Origin of the sequence: Paracoccus sp. TD-10 (assembly GCF_048270675.1) — a bacterium.
GTDB classification, from domain to species: Bacteria; Pseudomonadota; Alphaproteobacteria; order Rhodobacterales; family Rhodobacteraceae; genus Paracoccus; species Paracoccus pantotrophus.
The window spans coordinates 1-15,820 of sequence record NZ_CP182418.1 but is presented as its reverse complement, the minus strand read 5'-3'; the positions used below and the strand labels follow the sequence as shown (position 1 = coordinate 15,820).

The following is a 15,820-nucleotide window of genomic DNA, read 5'->3' as shown; positions in this document are numbered from 1 at the left end:
GTTTCGCCCGCCTATTGGCGGCGGGCGATCTCGTTCTGGATGGCGAAGGTCGAGGCGGGAAAGCTCATCCCGGTCTGCATGTCGCCCAGGATCACCGTGGTGCGCTTGCCGGTGTCGTCGGTCACGACCCATTGCCGCAGCTGGGTCGGGTTGGCGGTAAAGACCATCTGGATATTGCCGTATTCCGGGTGCTGGGGATCCTGCGCCGTGACCACGGTGGTGTTCTTCTTTTCGGCATAGCCGGTGACCATGCGCGCCCGGCTCAGGTCGATGTTCGGCGCCAGGATCAGCGACAGCGGCGTCTTGGACAGCGGATATTGCTGCGGCGCGCCGCGCGTCTTGCCGTCGAACACGGCGACGTTGCCGGCCGAGGCCATGACCAGCGTGCGGTCGCCCTTGTATTCGAAGCGCACCCGCTGCGGGCGCTGGATATAGACCACCCCGGTCGAGATCGAGCCGTCGGCATTCACCTGGGTGAAATCCGCCTTGGCGGTCTTGAGGCTGTTGAGATAGCGCGAGATCTCGTTCAGCGGAATCTTCTCGGCCAGGGCGGGAAAGGCCATGGCCAGGCACAGGACGGGCGCAAGGGCGAGCGTTTTCAGTTTCATGGGCGGAATGATACCGATCCTCCAAAGACTTGCACATCACGTTCGCTGGATGCGCGGTGCTTCAACGCTGACGGCGGCGTGAGCGTTCCCTAAAGCCGCCGCCCGGTCAGCAGGCGCGGCATCGGCTCAAGGCTCAGCCCCGCCGCCTGGCGCATGAAGCCGCGCCGCAGGGGCGGGATGGCATCGACCAGACCCATGCCGATTTCGCGCGCGGCGCGCAGCAGCGGATTGGCGTTGAAAAACAGCGCGTTCACCCCGTCCATGCCAAGCGCCAGCGCCGTCGCATCCGGTCGGCGCCAGTCCTGGTAGCGTGCCAGCACCAGCTCGGCGCCGATATCCTCGCCGCGGCGGCGGGCGGCGACGACGACCTCGGCCAGCGCGGCCACGTCGCGCAGGCCCAGGTTCAACCCCTGCCCGGCGATGGGATGCACGCCATGCGCCGCATCGCCCACCAGCGCCACGCGCGCATCGACGTAGCGTTCGGCCAGGGTCAGGTTCAGCGGATAGGAAAAGCGCGGCCCGGCCAGTTGGATTTCGCCCAGGAAATCGCCGAAGCGCGGGCGCAGCACCGCCAGGAACTCCGCGTCCGGCAGATCCATGATGGCGCGGGCCTGGGCCTCGGGCTCGGACCAGACGATCGAGCTGCGATTGCCCGGCAGCGGCAGGATCGCCAGCGGCCCGGTCGGCATGAAATACTGATGCGCGGTGCCTTCGTGCGGCAGTTCGTGATCGACCGCCGCGACCAGCGCGATCTGGCCGTAGTCATGGCCGATGCGCCGGATCCCGGCCCGCGCCGCCACGCCCGATTGCCGCCCGTCGGCGCCGACCAGCAGCCGGGCCTTGATGCTGCGCCCGTCCGAAAGGCTGGCGCGGATCCCTGCGCCCTCGGCCTCTTGCCCGGTGACGGACAGGCCGGGCAGATGCGTGACCCGGCCCCGCATCGCGGCCAGCAGCGCGCGGTAAAGGAAGCGGTCCTCGAGCATATAGCCCAGCCGGCCTTCCTCGATCTCGGCGCCGTCGAAATGCAGGCCGAAGGGGCCGGCGCCTTCGCCCGGCACGCCCTGCGTCGCCTCGACCTTGCGGATCTCCTGCGCGTTCGGGGCCAGGTCGTTCCACAGCCCCAGCGCGGCCAGCAGCCGTTGCGAGGCCAGCGCCAGCGCATAGGCGCGGCCGTCGAAGGCGTCGCCGGCGCGGGCATCGGCGGGGCGGGCATCGGCCACCGCCACCGACAGGCCGGCATCGGCCAGGGCCAGGGCCAGGGCCGGGCCGTTCAGCCCGCCGCCGGCAATCAGGATGTCGAAATCGGTCCTCATGGGACGCAATATGACCTTCGGCCGGGCAATGTCCATGCGTCACGGCGGCCGCCAAGCGCATTGCGAGCCAGCCCGCGCCGGGATAGCCTGTGTCTTATTTGGTATCTGGATATTGTCGGTCGGGGGAAGGGCATGGATTGGCTCAGGGCATCTGCGGCGGAACAGGGAAGGGCGATCCTGGCCGGGCTCATCAGCCCGGTCGAGCAGGCCGAGGCCTATCTGGACGCCGCGGCCCGCCATCCCTATGGCGACCGCATCTATGCCCGGCTGACCCCCGAGCGCGCGCGGGCCGAGGCGATCGCCGCCCATGACCGCGCCCGCGCCGGGCTGCGCCGCGGCTTGCTGGACGGGGTGGCGATCAGCTGGAAGGATAATATCGACAGCGCCGGCATCGCGACCGAGGCCGGCTCGCGCCTGCTGCAAGGCCGCGTGCCCCGCCAGGATGCCGCGATCCTGGCCGGGGCGACGCTGGACGGGCTGGTCTGCCTGGGCAAGACGCATATGACCGAGCTGGCCTTTTCCGGCCTGGGGGTGAATCCCCGCACGGCGACGCCGCCCAACAGCATCGACCAGGAACTGGCGCCGGGCGGGTCGAGTTCGGGCGCGGCCGTCTCGGTGGCGCTGGGGCTGGCGGCGGCGGCGGTGGGCTCGGATACCGGCGGCTCGATCCGGGTGCCGGCGGCCTGGAACGGGCTGGTGGGCTTCAAGCCGACCACGGGCGCGGTCAGCGGTGCTGGCATCGTGCCGCTGTGCCGCCGCTTCGACGTGGCCGGCCCCATCGCCCGCACGGTCGAGGATTGCGCCGAGCTTTTCGCCGTGCTGCGCGGCGAGCCGGCAGCCGACCTGGCCGATGCCAATCCGCGCGGACTGCGGCTGATGGTGCTGGACGGTGTGCCCTTCGAGGATGCGCGCAAGGAGCCGGTCGCCGGCTTCGAGGATGCGGTGGACCGCCTGGCCCGCGCCGGTGCCCGCATCACCCATGCCGCGCCGCCCTGCGTGGCCGAGGCCATGGTGCTGGCGCCGCTGCTGTTCGCGCCCGAGGCCTATGGCATCTGGCGCGAGCAGATCGAGGCGGCGCCCGAGTTGATGTATCCGCCGATCCTGGAGCGTTTTCGCGGCGGCCAGTTCGTGCTGGCGGCCGATTACGTCGCCGCCTGGGAGGAGCTGGCCCGGCTGCGCGCCGACTGGGCGCGGCTGGTCGCGGGCTTCGACGCGGTGATCCTGCCCACGGCGCCGATCCTGCCGCCGCCGGTGGACCGGCTGCTGGCCGAGGAAGAGTTCTTTGCCCGCGAGAACCTGCTGACGCTGCGCAATACCCGCATCGCCAACCTGCTGGACCTGCCGGCGGTCAGCCTGCCGACCGGCCATCCGGGTTGCGGCATCATGCTGATGGGCCGCGCCGGCCAGGACCGCGCGCTGCTGGTGGCGGCCGCCGCGGCCGAGGCGGCGCTGCGCTGAAGCGTGGTTTTTCCGGGCAAATCCGGCACGGACGGGGGCAATCTGGTGGTGAAACTCTGGACGCATGGGGGGATTGCCGGTAGTCTTGCGGCAAAACGGGGCGCGACGACCCCGACTGAGAGGCAGTCATGGCAATTCCCGAGCGGTTCTCGAACCTGCCGGATTACGCGTTTCCGCGCCTGCGGAAGCTTCTTTCGGGCATCGAGCCCGGCGGCGAGCCGCTGATCCTGACGATCGGCGAGCCGCGCCATGCCTTGCCGGATTTCGTCGGCCCGGTCATGGCCGAAAGCATCGCCGATTTCGGCAAATATCCCTCGAACGAGGGCACGGCCGAACTGCTGGCCGCGATCTCGGGCTGGCTTTCCCGCCGGCACGGGCTGGAGGTCGCGCCCGAGCGGATCATGGCGCTGAACGGCACGCGCGAGGGGCTGTTCAACGCCGCCCTGGCGCTGGCGCCGGAGCGCAAGAACGGCCAAAAGCCTGCAATTCTGGTGCCGAACCCGTTCTACCAGGTCTATGCCGTGGCCGCCGCCGCCGTGGGCGCCGAGCCCGTCTTCGTGCCCGCCACGCCGGAAACCGGCCACCTGCCGCGCTTTGCCGACCTGCCGGCCGCGGTGCTGGACCGCGCCGCCGTGGCCTATCTGTGCTCGCCCGCCAATCCGCAGGGCAGCATCGCCTCCGAGGATTATCTCGAGGAGCTGATCGCGCTGGCCGACCGGCACGATTTTCTGGTCTTCGCCGATGAATGCTATTCCGAGATCTGGCGCGACGCCCCGCCGCCCGGCGCGCTGGCGGTGGCTGCGCGCATGGGGCTGGCCGACCGGGTGGTGATGTTCAACTCGTTGTCGAAACGCTCGAACCTGCCGGGGCTGCGCTCGGGTTTCGCGGCGGGCGGCGCGGCGCAGATCGCGCAGTTGCGGCGGCTGCGCAGCTATGCGGGCGCGCCGCTGCCGCTGCCGGTGCAGCGGGTCAGCGCCATGGCCTGGGCGGATGAGGGCCATGTGGACGCAAGCCGCGCACTCTACCAGCAGAAATACGCCATCGCCGATCGGGTGCTGGGCAATGTGCCGGGCTACCAGCCGGTGCAGGGCGGCTTTTTCCTGTGGCTGCCGGTCCCGGAAAGCGTCGGCACCGGCGAGGACGCGGCGAAAAAGCTGTGGGCCGAGGCGGGTATCCAGGTGCTGCCCGGCGCCTATCTGGCCCGCGACGGCGAGGCCGGCAATCCGGGCCGGAATTTCATCCGCGTGGCGCTGGTTGCGCCGGCGGAGCAGACCGAGGCGGCGCTGAACCGCCTGAAAATGTGTTTGTATCAAGGGGGTTGACGCATGGCGAGCTGGCAGGCGAAACACCGCGATCCGCTGTTTGACCAAAACACGCAGGCGGCGCTGGAGCGGCGCGGCAAGGAATTGCTGGGCGCGGGGCTGGTCATCCTGGGCGTGCTGATCGCGATGATGCTGGTCAGCTATTCCCCCGACGATCCCAGCTTCCTCTCGGCGACCGACCAGCCGGCGCAGAACTATCTGGGCCGCTTCGGCGCCTATGTCGCCTCGGCGCTGTTCATGATCACCGGCTACGGCACCTGGGTGCTGGTGGTGGGCGCCGTGGCCTGGGGCCTGCGGCTGATGCTGCACCGGGGCGAGGAACGGCTGATGCGCGGCATCTTCCTGCCCATCGCCATGGTGCTGGTGTCGATCTATGCCACCTCGATGACCCCGCCGGCGGCCTGGACGCAAAGCTTCGGCCTGGGCGGGCATCTGGGCGACATGCTGATGGGCGGCATGCTGTCGGCCATGCCGATGAAGGCATCGGTCGCGATCAAGCTGCTGGCACTGTTGACCGCCATCGGCACCGTCGCCTTCCTGGCTTTCGTGCTGGGCTTCGACCGCAAGGAACTGACGACCATCGGCACCTTCCTGCGCGAGGGGCTGGCCACCGCCCGCGTCCTGGCGCTGCATGCGGTGGATCGCGGCGCAAGGCTGTCCTCGGGCGCGGCGCGCGGGCTCAAGAGCCGCAGCGAGGCCCGGCGCGAGCGGGTCGGCCGCGCCGCATCCGCCGCCCTGCCGCAGGCGCCCCGCGGCGGCCTGCCGGGCCTGCGCCCGGCGCCGGCGCCCCTGGGCGATGATCGCGACTTCGCCCCCGAGCCCGAGTTGATCGACCCCGAGACGCATTATGCCGAGGATGACGAGCCGCCCTCGAACGCCGCCGTCAGCGCCCGCATCACCGATGCGATCCGCAGCCGCGCGGAAGGCGCCCGGTCCGAGGGCAAGGGGCTGCTGTCGGCGGTGACGGCGCGGCTGACCGGCGCCCGCGCCGCGCCCGCCCGGCACGAGCCGCCGCTGCGCGCCGGCGAGGATGAGGACGGCGAGGATTTCGCCGAACCCGTCACCGCCGCGCCCTTCGGCGCCGAGACGCCGCGCGTGGTGGTGCCGCCCAAGAAGCCCGCCCCCTCGCGCCAGGCGCAATCCGAGGCGCAGCCGGCGCTGCGCTTCGACGACGCGGCCAGCCATTACGAGCATCCGCCGCTGTCGCTTCTGACCGCGCCGACCACCGTCGAGCGCCACCAGCTGTCGCAAGAGGCGCTGATGGAAAACGCCCGCATGCTGGAGGCGGTGCTGGACGATTACGGCGTCAAGGGCCAGATCACCGAGGTCCGCCCCGGTCCGGTGGTCACGCTTTACGAACTGGAGCCGGCGCCGGGGCTGAAGGCCAGCCGGGTGATCGGGCTGGCCGACGACATCGCGCGGTCGATGTCGGCGCTGTCGGCGCGGGTCTCGACCGTGCCCGGCCGCTCGGTGATCGGCATCGAGCTGCCCAATGCCCGGCGCGAAAAGGTGGTGCTGCGCGAGATCCTGGCCTCCAAGGCCTATGGCGACGGCACCCAGCCGCTGCCCTTGGCGCTGGGCAAGGATATCGGCGGCGGGCCGGTGGTGGCGAACCTGGCCAAGATGCCGCACCTCTTGATCGCCGGGACCACCGGCTCGGGCAAGTCGGTGGCGATCAACACCATGATCCTGTCGCTGCTCTACAAGCTGACGCCCGAGGAATGCCGGCTCATCATGATCGACCCCAAGATGCTGGAACTGTCGGTCTATGACGGCATCCCGCATCTGCTGTCCCCGGTCGTCACCGATCCCAAGAAGGCCGTGGTGGCGCTGAAATGGGTCGTGGGCGAGATGGAGGAACGCTATCGCCGCATGTCCAAGATGGGCGTGCGCAACATCGAGGGCTATAACGGCCGCGTGCGCGAGGCGCTGGACAAGGGCGAGCTGTTCAAGCGTACCGTGCAGACCGGCTTTGACGAGGATACCGGCGAGCCGGTCTTCGAGACCGAGGAATTCCTGCCCGAGACCTTCCCCTATATCGTCGTCATCGTCGACGAGATGGCCGACCTGATGATGGTGGCGGGCAAGGAGATCGAGGCCTGCATCCAGCGCCTTGCGCAGATGGCGCGGGCCTCGGGCATCCACCTGATCATGGCGACGCAGCGGCCCTCGGTCGATGTCATCACCGGCACGATCAAGGCCAACTTCCCGACCCGGATCAGCTTCCAGGTCACCTCCAAGATCGACAGCCGCACCATCCTGGGCGAACAGGGCGCCGAGCAATTGCTGGGCCAGGGCGACATGCTCTACATGGCCGGCGGCTCGCGCATCACCCGCGTCCACGGACCCTTCGTCAGCGACGAGGAGGTCGAGGAGGTGGTGAACCATCTGAAAAGCTTCGGCCCGCCCAGCTACATGTCCGGCGTGGTCGAGGGCCCGGACGAGGAGCGCGCCGACAGCATCGATCAGGTGCTGGGCCTGTCCTCGGGCGAGGGCGGCGATGCCGAGCTTTACGACATGGCCGTCGCCATCGTCGCCAAGGACCGCAAATGCTCGACCTCGTATATCCAGCGCAAGCTGGCCATCGGCTACAACAAGGCGGCGCGGCTGGTCGAACAGATGGAGGAACAGGGCGTCGTCACCCCGGCGAACCATGTCGGCAAGCGCGAGGTGCTGGTGCCGGAGGTGTAAGCCGGCCGCATCGGGATCGGGGCCGGGCCGCTGCGCCCGGCCTTTTTCATGCGGCAGCCTAGCCTAGCCCGCCCGCCGGCCCAGGTGCAGCGCCAGCGCCTGGCGCGCGGCGGGGCGGATGACCGAGCCGTGGTTTTCCTGGGGGTGCGGGCGGTGGACCAGCTCGAGCCCCGGAATCCCGGACAGCAGCGACAGGATCGGCGGCGGTTCGGTTCCCGAACTGGCAATCAGCAGCGGCACCGCCGGGTCCAGCCGGCCGCCCGCCGCCAGGATGCCGCCGCGAAAGGCGCGGGCCTCGCGCAGGGGTTCGCCGGCGTTCCACCAGGTCGAGGGATCGGCCGCGGCATAGCGGGCGAACAGGCGCGGGCGGGTGAACAGCGTATTCAGCACGAAAAGCCCGCCCAGCGAATGACCGAACAGTGTCAGGTCGCCTGTATCCAGCGGCAGGCGCCGGCCGAGTTCGGGCAGCAGCTGCGCCGCGATCATCCGAAGAAAGGCATCCTGCCCGCCGGTCGGCCGGTCGCCGGGACCGCGCAGCCCCTCTTGCGCCGGGACCGGCTGCTTGCCGGGCGAGGTCAGGTCGAACCAGCGGCGGGCCGGGTCGAAGCGGGTCTCGACCGGATAGCCGATGCCGACCAGCGCCACCGGCGCCTCGGGCGCCAGTTCCTCGCGCAGATGCCACAGGATCGGAAAGGTCGCGTTGCCGTCCAGCGCCAGGATCGCGGAATAGCCGCCCCGCGGCGCCGGAACCTGCGGCAGGCCCAGGAAGATGCGCCAGGGCGCCTCGGCCGGGCCAAGGTCGAAATGGCTGGCGCGCGGATGCTCGATCCGCTCGGCCGGCTCCAGCCCGCGCGGCCTGCCTTCCTGCGCCCGTGCCGCGCCGGCGGCCATGGCGACCAGCGATACCGCCAGAAAGCCGCGTCGGGAAAGGGGGATCTGCATCTTTGCCTCCGGTCCATCGGCGGGCTGGCGGAAGCGGGCTTGCCCTTGCCCGCATGGCCTAGCGGCCACCGGCCCGGGGCGCAAGCCCGGCGGCGCTGGCGCTTGGCTCAGCCCTCGTGTCCCATGATCGGCCGCGCCTGGGCCGAGCGATCGGCGTTCGAGCCCTCGTCCACCGTCACCACCACCGACAGGCCCGGCTCAAGATACTCGGCCATCTCTTGCCCCGGATCGATCGCGATGCGCACCGGCAGGCGCTGCGCCACCTTGGTGAAATTGCCGGTGGCGTTCGAGGCCGACAGCAGGCTGAACTCGGAAGCCGTGGCGGGCGAAAAGGCCTCGACCCGGCCGGTAAAGGCGCGGTGGCGCATGGCGTCCACGGTGAAGGTGGCGCGGTCGCCGATGCGGATGCCGTGCAGCTCGGTCTCGCGGAAATTGGCGATGATCCAGACTTCGGGGCCGACATGGCTGACCAGCGCGGTGCCCGCCGTGACATATTGGCCCAGCCGCACCCCGACCTGGCCCAGCCGCCCGTCCGAGGGCGCGCGGATCACCGTATTGTCCAGGTCGATCCGCGCCAGTTCCACCGCCGCCTGGGCCGAGGCGATCTCGGCGCGTTTCGCGGCCAGCCCGACCTCGGCGCCCTTGACGTTCTCGCGCGCCACCGCGATGGCGCTTTCGGCCTGGGTGACGGCGGCCTCGGCCTGGCGCAGCGCCAGCTCGGTCTGGTCGGCCGAGCTTTGCGCCGTCACGCCGCGCGATTGCAGGGCCTGCGCCCGGTCCCAGGTCGAGGCCGCCGTGTCCCGCGCCGCCCGCGCCGCGGAAAGCGCCGCTTCGGCCGATTGCAGGCTGGCCTGGGCGGAATGGACGCCTTGTTCCTGGATCTTCAGCGCCGCCTCGGCACCTTGCAGGGTGGCCTGGGCCTGGGCAAGCTTCTGCCGGTATTGCCGGTCGTCGATGCGGGCGATGACCTGACCCGCGGTCACGGGCTGGAAGTCCCGCACCTCGACCGCCGCGACATAGCCGGACAGCTGCGGCGCGACGGTGGTCAGCTGGCCGCGGATATAGGCGTTCTCGGTCTGCGGATGGGCCGGGCGAAACGGCGGCAGGTGCCAAGCGTAAAGCACGATCAGCAGGCCGGCCAGGCCGGCGGCCAGCGCGATCAGGGTCGGGATCAGGTGGTTTCTGGTCATGTCTCGGGCTCGGGATGGGTCTGGGCGCCGGCCGGCAGCGGCGCGCGGCGCGCCGCCAGCCAGTCGCGGAACAGATGCAGCAGCAGCGCGCAAAGCGCCGCCGCCGCCAGCAGGAAGGTCAGGAAATAGGCGTCGTTATAGGCCATCACATAGGCCTGGGCGCCGGCATCCTGGGCGATCTGCGCCACCGCCTGCGCCTGGCGCTGCGCGGCATCGGCGATCTGCGGCGTCAGGGCGGCGCTGCGCTGCGCGATCTCGGCCGCGACCAGTGGGTCGGTGGCGGTCAGTTCCTCGCGCAGCACTTGCAGATGCAGGGCCTGGCGGTGGTTGATCAGGGTCGAGAACAGGCCCGATCCCATGGCCCCGCCCAGGGATTGCGTGGACAGGAAGACGATGACAAAGGACAGGATGTAGTTCGGCCCGCGCGCCAGGGCCGAAAGCAGCCCGCGCATCATCGCCGGCGCCAGGAAGAACGAGCCGGCAAAGGCGATCATCGCCTGGCTCAGCATCATCTGCGCCGGCCGGGTGTCCAAGCTGGCATGGCTGTCCATGAAGGCGCCGGCGGCGATCAGCGTCAGCGCGATGATGTGGAACAGCGGCACCCGCTCGGGCTTCATGAAGGGAATCAGCGCCAGCCCGCCCAGCACCGAGGCCACCGAGATCATCGCGAACAGCGGCACCAGCTGGTCCTGGGTCACACCCAGCACCTGGAACATGCGCGGCGCGCCCGCGCTTTGCTCGGACAGCACCAGGCGAAAGATCAGCAGCGTCGCCGTCAGGTGCAGCATCGCGGGGCTGGCCAGCCAGCGGATGTCCAGCAGCGGCGCCTTGCGGTGCAGCTCGATCACCACGGCCAGGGTCAGCGCCACGATGGACAGCGCCAGCACCCAGCCCAGCCAGGCCACGTCGGTCCACCAATGGATCGAGCCCATGATGAAGCCCACCGTCAGCCCGCCGAAGCCGGTGGCGATCAGCAGCCAGCTGACCAGGTCCATGGCGGCGATCACCTTGACGCGCGGTGCCGAGGTCAGCGGCAGGGCATAGACCAGCCCCAGCGACACCGCCGCCAGTCCCAGCGCCATGTAATGCAGCCCGTCCCAGCCGTGATCGCCCATCAGCGCGGGCGAGATCACCCGTGCCAGCATCGGCCCGGTCGCAACCATGGCCAGCACCATGGGCAGGCCCAGCCGCATCTTCCATTGGGGCGGCAGCGGCTCCAGCATATACATGAAGGCCAGCGTGGACAGCGGCGCCGAGGCCATGCCGGCGACGAATTGCACCGCCACCGCCGAGCGCAGGTCCGAGATGGCAAAAGCCGCCAGCGATACCGCCAGATAGACCAGGATCGCCACCTCGGCAAAGCGGCGCAGGCCGAACTGGGTGCGGATCTTGATCAGCAGCAGCGGCATCGAGGCGCGCGGGATCATGAAGGCCGCCATCAGCCAGGTCGCCTGGGTGGTGGTGGCGCCCAGGTCTCCGGCGATCTGCGGGATGTTGGTGCTGACGAAGCCCTGCGCCAGCCCCTGCGTCAGGCCGATGGTGATCGAGGCGCCGATATAGCCCAGCGTGGCCGGCCAGGACATCGGCACGAAGGGCGGCGGCGCGGGCGCGGCCGCGGCGGGGGGCGCAGGCGCCGCGGGGGCGGCTGGGGATCGGCTCATGCCTGCCGCAGCCCTTCGGCATTCCGCGCCATCCGTGCCAGCGTCCGGCGCGTGACCGCCAGATCCTCGGGCGCGATGCCCTGGGCCAGCGTGGCATCGACCTCGGCGCGAAAGCCCAGCAGGGGCGCGATCCGCGCCGCCTCGGTCAGATAGACGGCGTGCTTGCGGCCATCCTCGGGGATCGGGCGGCGCTCGGCCAGGCCCTGATCCTCCAGCGCGTCCAGCAGGCGCTTCAGCGTCGGCGTCTCGATGCCCAGGATCGCGGCCAGCTGGGCCTGGCTGGCGCCCTCGTGGCGGCCGATGGTGGTCAGCAGCCGGGCGCGCGCAAAGGTCAGCCCGTATTGCTCGACGCGCTGCTCGAAGGCGGCGCGCAGGGTCCGGGTCAGTTCGATGAGCGATTCGACGAGCGTGAAGGGACGGTCTGGCATGGGTTTCCCGCTGTTCCGCGAATTTCATTAGCAAGCTAATGAATATGTCGCAGCTATGCAAGGGGCGCCCCGGCCGCCCCGCGCCACCGCGGCGGCGGGCGGGGCGGGGCCGGGGTCAGTAATCGCGTTCGTAGAACAGGCCGATGGTGCTTTCGCCTTCGCTGTCGACCGAGCCGCGCGCGGTCAGCGTCGGGGAAATGTCCAGGTTCAGGTTCAGCTTGGTCTTGCCGTCGCCGCCGACCTGCACGTCGGTATAGAGGTTCTCGGACAGGTATTTGCCCGCCCGGACCGAGACATTGCCCTCGTCGTCCGTCGCCAGGTCCAGGTCGTCGAGCCCGGTCGAGGCCCGCAGCCGCCCGACGATCCCCTCGCCGCCGCGCCCGGCCAGGGTCGCTACGGCGCTGGCCAGCTGCGCGGCCTGAAGCGCGCTGATATTGTCCAGCCCCCGGCCGAACAGCAGGTGCGACAGTACCTCTTCCTGCGGCATCTCGGGCGAGGATTCAAAGGTGATCTCGGGATCCTGCGCCTCGCCGTCGATGATGATGCGGGCGGTGATGTCGTTCTGCACAGTCTCGGCCACCAGCCGGATCACCGGGATCATGCTGCCCTGCAACTCGATCAGCCCCTCGGTCATGTCGAACCGCTTGCCCAGCAGGTCGACCCGGCCGCGGATCAGCTCCAGCTGGCCGATGGGGATGGGTTGGCGGGCATTGCCGGTCAGGCGCAGCTCGCCGCCCAGTTCGGCATCGACGCCGCGGCCGCGGATGAAGACCTGCGACGGGGCCGAGACCAGCAGGTCGAAGCGTGCCGGATTGGCCGGCGGCGTCGCCGGCGGCGCGGCCATGCCGGCCTGGCGCGAAGCCTCGCTGGGATATTCCAGCAGCCCGGCCTTGGCGCGGGTCTGGCGCTGCGGCGGGCGTTCCGAACGGTGGATGATGTCCGGGATCGCCTTCGCCCCGCCCAGCCCGGTCGAGGGGATGCGCAGTTCCGTATGGCCCATGTCGATGCGGCCCGAGACCAGCGGCCCCTGTCCCACCGTGCCGGCGACGTTGATCGCGCCGTTCACCAGCGTCTCATAAAGGTTGGGGTCGCGCAGCACCACGTCGGACAGCCGCACGTCCAGGTTCATCTGCCGGTCGCCGACCAGGCTGACCGGGCCGCTGACGGTAATGGTGCCGCCGGCCTCGACCGCGCCGCGCAGATCGACGGCGATGCGGCCGGCGTTGAAATCGGCGTTGGCGTTCAGGCTGCCCACGGCCAGGCCGAAGCGCGGCTCGGCCAGCCGGCCATTGGCCAGCGCCACCCGCCCGGACAGCGATTCCAGCGCCGGCCGGCCATTCAGGCGCAGGTCGAAGCTCAGCGGCCCCTCGACCGAGCGGGTGCGCAGGAAGGGGTTGGCGGCGGCGGCATTGGAGTTGCCGCTGACCGCGATGTCGGCCGTGGACAGGTCTGTCGCCGCCGTGCCGGTCACGCGGGCCTGGGTATTGCCGGGTCCGGTGGCGGTCAGGTTCACGTCGTAGCTTCTGCCCAGGTTGCGGATGGTGCCGGCGACCGTCGCCGGGCCGGGAAAGCCCGGCACCACCAGGGCCAGGTCGTTCAACCGGGCGTCGAGGTTCAGCCCCTCGGCCGGGCTGCCGTCGCCGGTGACGCTGAACTGGCCGTTGCCGGCGCGCAGCCGGCTGACGGTCAGGCCGCCGTCCGGACGCTGCGCGGCGGCAAGGTCGAAGCTGGTCTCGCCCGCCAGCACGGCATCGGCCTGCGGGTTGCCGATGCCCAGCCCGCGGGCCAAGCCGCTGGCGGTGATCTGCCGCCCGCCGCCCTGCTGGTCCACGACATGGCCCGAGGCATTGACCGCGCCCCGGAAACCGCGGCCCAGAAAGCGCAGGTCGTCGGCGCGCAGGGTCGCGGTCAGGTCGGTGGCGCCCTGGCCCAGCCGGCCCTCGGCGCCCAGGTTCAGGCGCGGGTTCTCGACGGTCGCGGTCTCGATGGTGAAGACGCCGTCGCGCTCGATCCCGTGCAGGGCCAGCCGGGTCTCGCCCGCCAGCGCGCCATCGACCTGCGCCTGGCCAAAGGACAGGTCGGTGCCGGTGCCGGTCACCTCCAGCCGCCGCCCGCCCGAGCCGTCGTCCTTGAAGCTGCCCTGCGCGTTCAGCGCCCCGCGCCAGCCGCGGCCGAAGCTGGCCAGCGAGCGGATCTCGACCCAGCCCTGCATGTCGGTGTCGCTGGGGGCGATGCGGCCCTGCGCGGTGGCCAGCATCTGCCGGTTGGTCAGGTCGAAGCCATGCACGATGATCTCGTCGCCGCGCTGTTCGGCTGAAAGCCGCAACTCGGTCACGCCGGTCAGCGCCCCGTCCACGTCCTGCTGGCCCAGGCGCAGGTCGGTGCCGCGCCCGGTCAACTCGATCCGGCGGGTGCCGTCCTGCTCCACCGCCGTCGCCTCGGCGGTCAGCCCGCCCGAGAAGCCGCGCCCCAGCACCGCCAGGTCGGGCATGGACAGGTTCAGCGTCGCATCCATCGCGCCTTGCGCGAAGCTGCCCCGGCCCTCGGCGTCGATCTGCGGGTTGGTCAGCCGGAAAGTCTGCACCTCGAACCCGTCCCGTGCCTGCGCCGCCTCGACCAGCAGGTCGGTTTCGCCCTTCAGCGCGCCGTCCAGTTCGGCGATGCCGGTGACCAGATCCTGCGCCTTGCCGGTCAGGGTCACGCGGCGCGCGCCGGCGGCGCCGGTGGCGCGAAGCGCGCTGCGGACCGAGCCCGACATGCCGGGATCGGCCACCGACAGGTCCGGCATCTCGATGGTCGCGGTCAGGGTGCTGGAATAGCTGTCCAGCCGGCCCTGCGCCTCGGCCGTCAGGTTTCGGGCGCTCACCACCAGCTTGCGCAGGTTGATGCCCGAGGTGTCGCGCCGGGCGCTGAGTTCGATGCGCGACTGGCCCGCCAGCATGCGGTCGGCATGGTCCTGGCCGACGCGGATGTCGTTGCCCAGCACCTCTGCCTCGACGTCGAAGCCCTTGCCCAGCAGCGCGTAGCGACCCTTGATACGGGCATCGGCGGTGCCGCCCAGCTCGCGCCCGGCCAGGGCCGAGAAGCGTGCCACATTGCGGTGCTGCGCGGTGATGTCGCCCGACAGCGTGATCCCGGTGCGCAGGCCAGAGACGGTGGTCTCGCCCTTGAAGCCGAAATCCTCGCCGTTGATGTTCATCCCCCAAAGCTGCAGCGCATTGCCGGGCGTGAAGGCAAAGTTCAGCCCGCCGTTCAGCACCCGGCCCAGGGCCTGCGCCAGGCCCGGATCGGCCGGCACCAGGTCGTCCATGCCGAAGGCGATCCAGCCGCGCACCTCTTCCAGGGCCTGCTCGGCGGTCAGGGCGACGCGGCCGCGCCCGTCGAGCCGCAGTTCCGACAGGGTGATGTCGTCGCGGGCGATGTCACCCACCACGCCCTTGAGCACCCAGCCCGAGCCCTGCGCCGCGTCGTAATCCAGCCGCAGGCTGCCCGAGCGCACCGTGGTCGGGCGGTCGGCCCAGGGCAGCCGCACCGGCAATTGCGCCGCCCCGGCGTCCTCGCCCAGCAGCAGCGTCAGATGCGCGCTTTCCGGTGCGCCGCGGCTGGTGGTGGCCAGGTTGCCGTCCAGCCGCAGCGCCTCGGTCGCCAGCCGCAGCGAGGGGACGACCAGCCGGCCGTCCTGCCCGCGCCAGCCCTCGGCCAGAAGCTGCGATTGCGTGCCGAAAAAGGCGCGGTGCTGCGGCGGCACCAGCGCGGCCACGTCGCCGCCCAGCTCGGCGCGGAAGGCGGTGCCGGGGGCGCCGTCGCGCTCGGCCGCATCGACCGAGACGGTGCCGGTCACGCGCGGCTGGCCGTCGGTCGCCAGCTGGATATTGGCGGTGAAATCCGACATCGGCCCTTCGCCCGCGATCTCGGCGGTAACGGCGGGGCGGTCGTGCAGCTTGATCGCGTTCGCGAACAGCCCGTTGCGGTCCTCGTCCAGCCTCAGGTCCAGGCGCAGCACGCGGGTCTCGTTGGAAAAGCCCGCGTCCAGCGCGAACTGGCCGCGCGGCCCGTCCACGCGGTCGATGGTCAGCCTGGTCTCGCCCTCGCCGCCCGACAGGTTCATCGAGCCGTCGATGGCGATCACCGCCTCTTGCCCCATCACCGGCTGGCCCAGTTCCACCCGGCCTACGGCGATGCGGGCGATGTTCACCCCCACCGGCAG

Annotated in this window: 10 protein-coding genes; 3 read left to right on the top strand and 7 right to left on the bottom strand. The window is 70.7% G+C overall.

The annotated features are described in order from the left end of the window. Nucleotides 1–11: 11 nt before the first annotated feature. On the bottom strand, nt 12–608 hold the full coding sequence (locus ACNKFW_RS00050) for a LolA family protein (RefSeq protein ID WP_024842686.1): 597 nt from the start codon (nt 606–608) through the stop codon (nt 12–14). 89 nt (nt 609–697) lie between these two features. Next, nucleotides 698–1,957: a UbiH/UbiF/VisC/COQ6 family ubiquinone biosynthesis hydroxylase gene (locus ACNKFW_RS00045; protein ID WP_418024404.1), complete on the bottom strand. Its 1,260-nt coding sequence runs from the start codon at nt 1,955–1,957 to the stop codon at nt 698–700. Nucleotides 1,958–2,053: 96 nt separating this feature from the next. Here ACNKFW_RS00045 and ACNKFW_RS00040 point away from each other — a divergent pair, with 96 nt between their 5' ends. The 3 genes from ACNKFW_RS00040 (at nt 2,054) to ACNKFW_RS00030 (ending at nt 7,392) form a co-directional block, all read left to right on the top strand. After that, nucleotides 2,054–3,379 (top strand): amidase, encoded by a 1,326-nt coding sequence (locus ACNKFW_RS00040; RefSeq protein ID WP_024842684.1) that lies wholly within the window; start codon nt 2,054–2,056, stop codon nt 3,377–3,379. Nucleotides 3,380–3,507: 128 nt separating this feature from the next. After that, nucleotides 3,508–4,701, top strand: a complete 1,194-nt coding sequence (locus ACNKFW_RS00035; protein WP_024842683.1) for an aminotransferase class I/II-fold pyridoxal phosphate-dependent enzyme — start codon at nt 3,508–3,510, stop codon at nt 4,699–4,701. A gap of 3 nt (nt 4,702–4,704) precedes the next feature. After that, nucleotides 4,705–7,392: a DNA translocase FtsK gene (locus tag ACNKFW_RS00030; RefSeq protein ID WP_024842682.1), complete on the top strand. Its 2,688-nt coding sequence runs from the start codon at nt 4,705–4,707 to the stop codon at nt 7,390–7,392. Between the two features lie 63 nt (nt 7,393–7,455). On the opposite strand, the gene ACNKFW_RS00025 is transcribed toward ACNKFW_RS00030, so the two are convergent. The 5 genes from ACNKFW_RS00025 to ACNKFW_RS00005 all read right to left on the bottom strand — a co-directional run bounded on the left by ACNKFW_RS00025 (nt 7,456) and on the right by ACNKFW_RS00005 (nt 13,825). Next, nucleotides 7,456–8,334: an alpha/beta hydrolase gene (locus tag ACNKFW_RS00025; RefSeq protein ID WP_147428248.1), complete on the bottom strand. Its 879-nt coding sequence runs from the start codon at nt 8,332–8,334 to the stop codon at nt 7,456–7,458. Nucleotides 8,335–8,441: 107 nt separating this feature from the next. Beyond that, nucleotides 8,442–9,524, bottom strand: coding sequence for an HlyD family secretion protein (locus tag ACNKFW_RS00020; protein ID WP_147428246.1), 1,083 nt, complete (start codon nt 9,522–9,524; stop codon nt 8,442–8,444). After that, nucleotides 9,521–11,185: an MFS transporter gene (locus ACNKFW_RS00015; protein ID WP_147428244.1), complete on the bottom strand. Its 1,665-nt coding sequence runs from the start codon at nt 11,183–11,185 to the stop codon at nt 9,521–9,523. Before ACNKFW_RS00015 ends, ACNKFW_RS00020 begins: the two co-directional genes overlap by 4 nt. Continuing rightward, nucleotides 11,182–11,613: a MarR family winged helix-turn-helix transcriptional regulator gene (locus tag ACNKFW_RS00010; RefSeq protein ID WP_024842678.1), complete on the bottom strand. Its 432-nt coding sequence runs from the start codon at nt 11,611–11,613 to the stop codon at nt 11,182–11,184. Before ACNKFW_RS00010 ends, ACNKFW_RS00015 begins: the two co-directional genes overlap by 4 nt. A gap of 115 nt (nt 11,614–11,728) precedes the next feature. After that, complete coding sequence (locus tag ACNKFW_RS00005) at nt 11,729–13,825, bottom strand: translocation/assembly module TamB domain-containing protein (RefSeq protein WP_418024843.1); 2,097 nt, start codon at nt 13,823–13,825, stop codon at nt 11,729–11,731. Nucleotides 13,826–15,820: the final 1,995 nt, after the last annotated feature.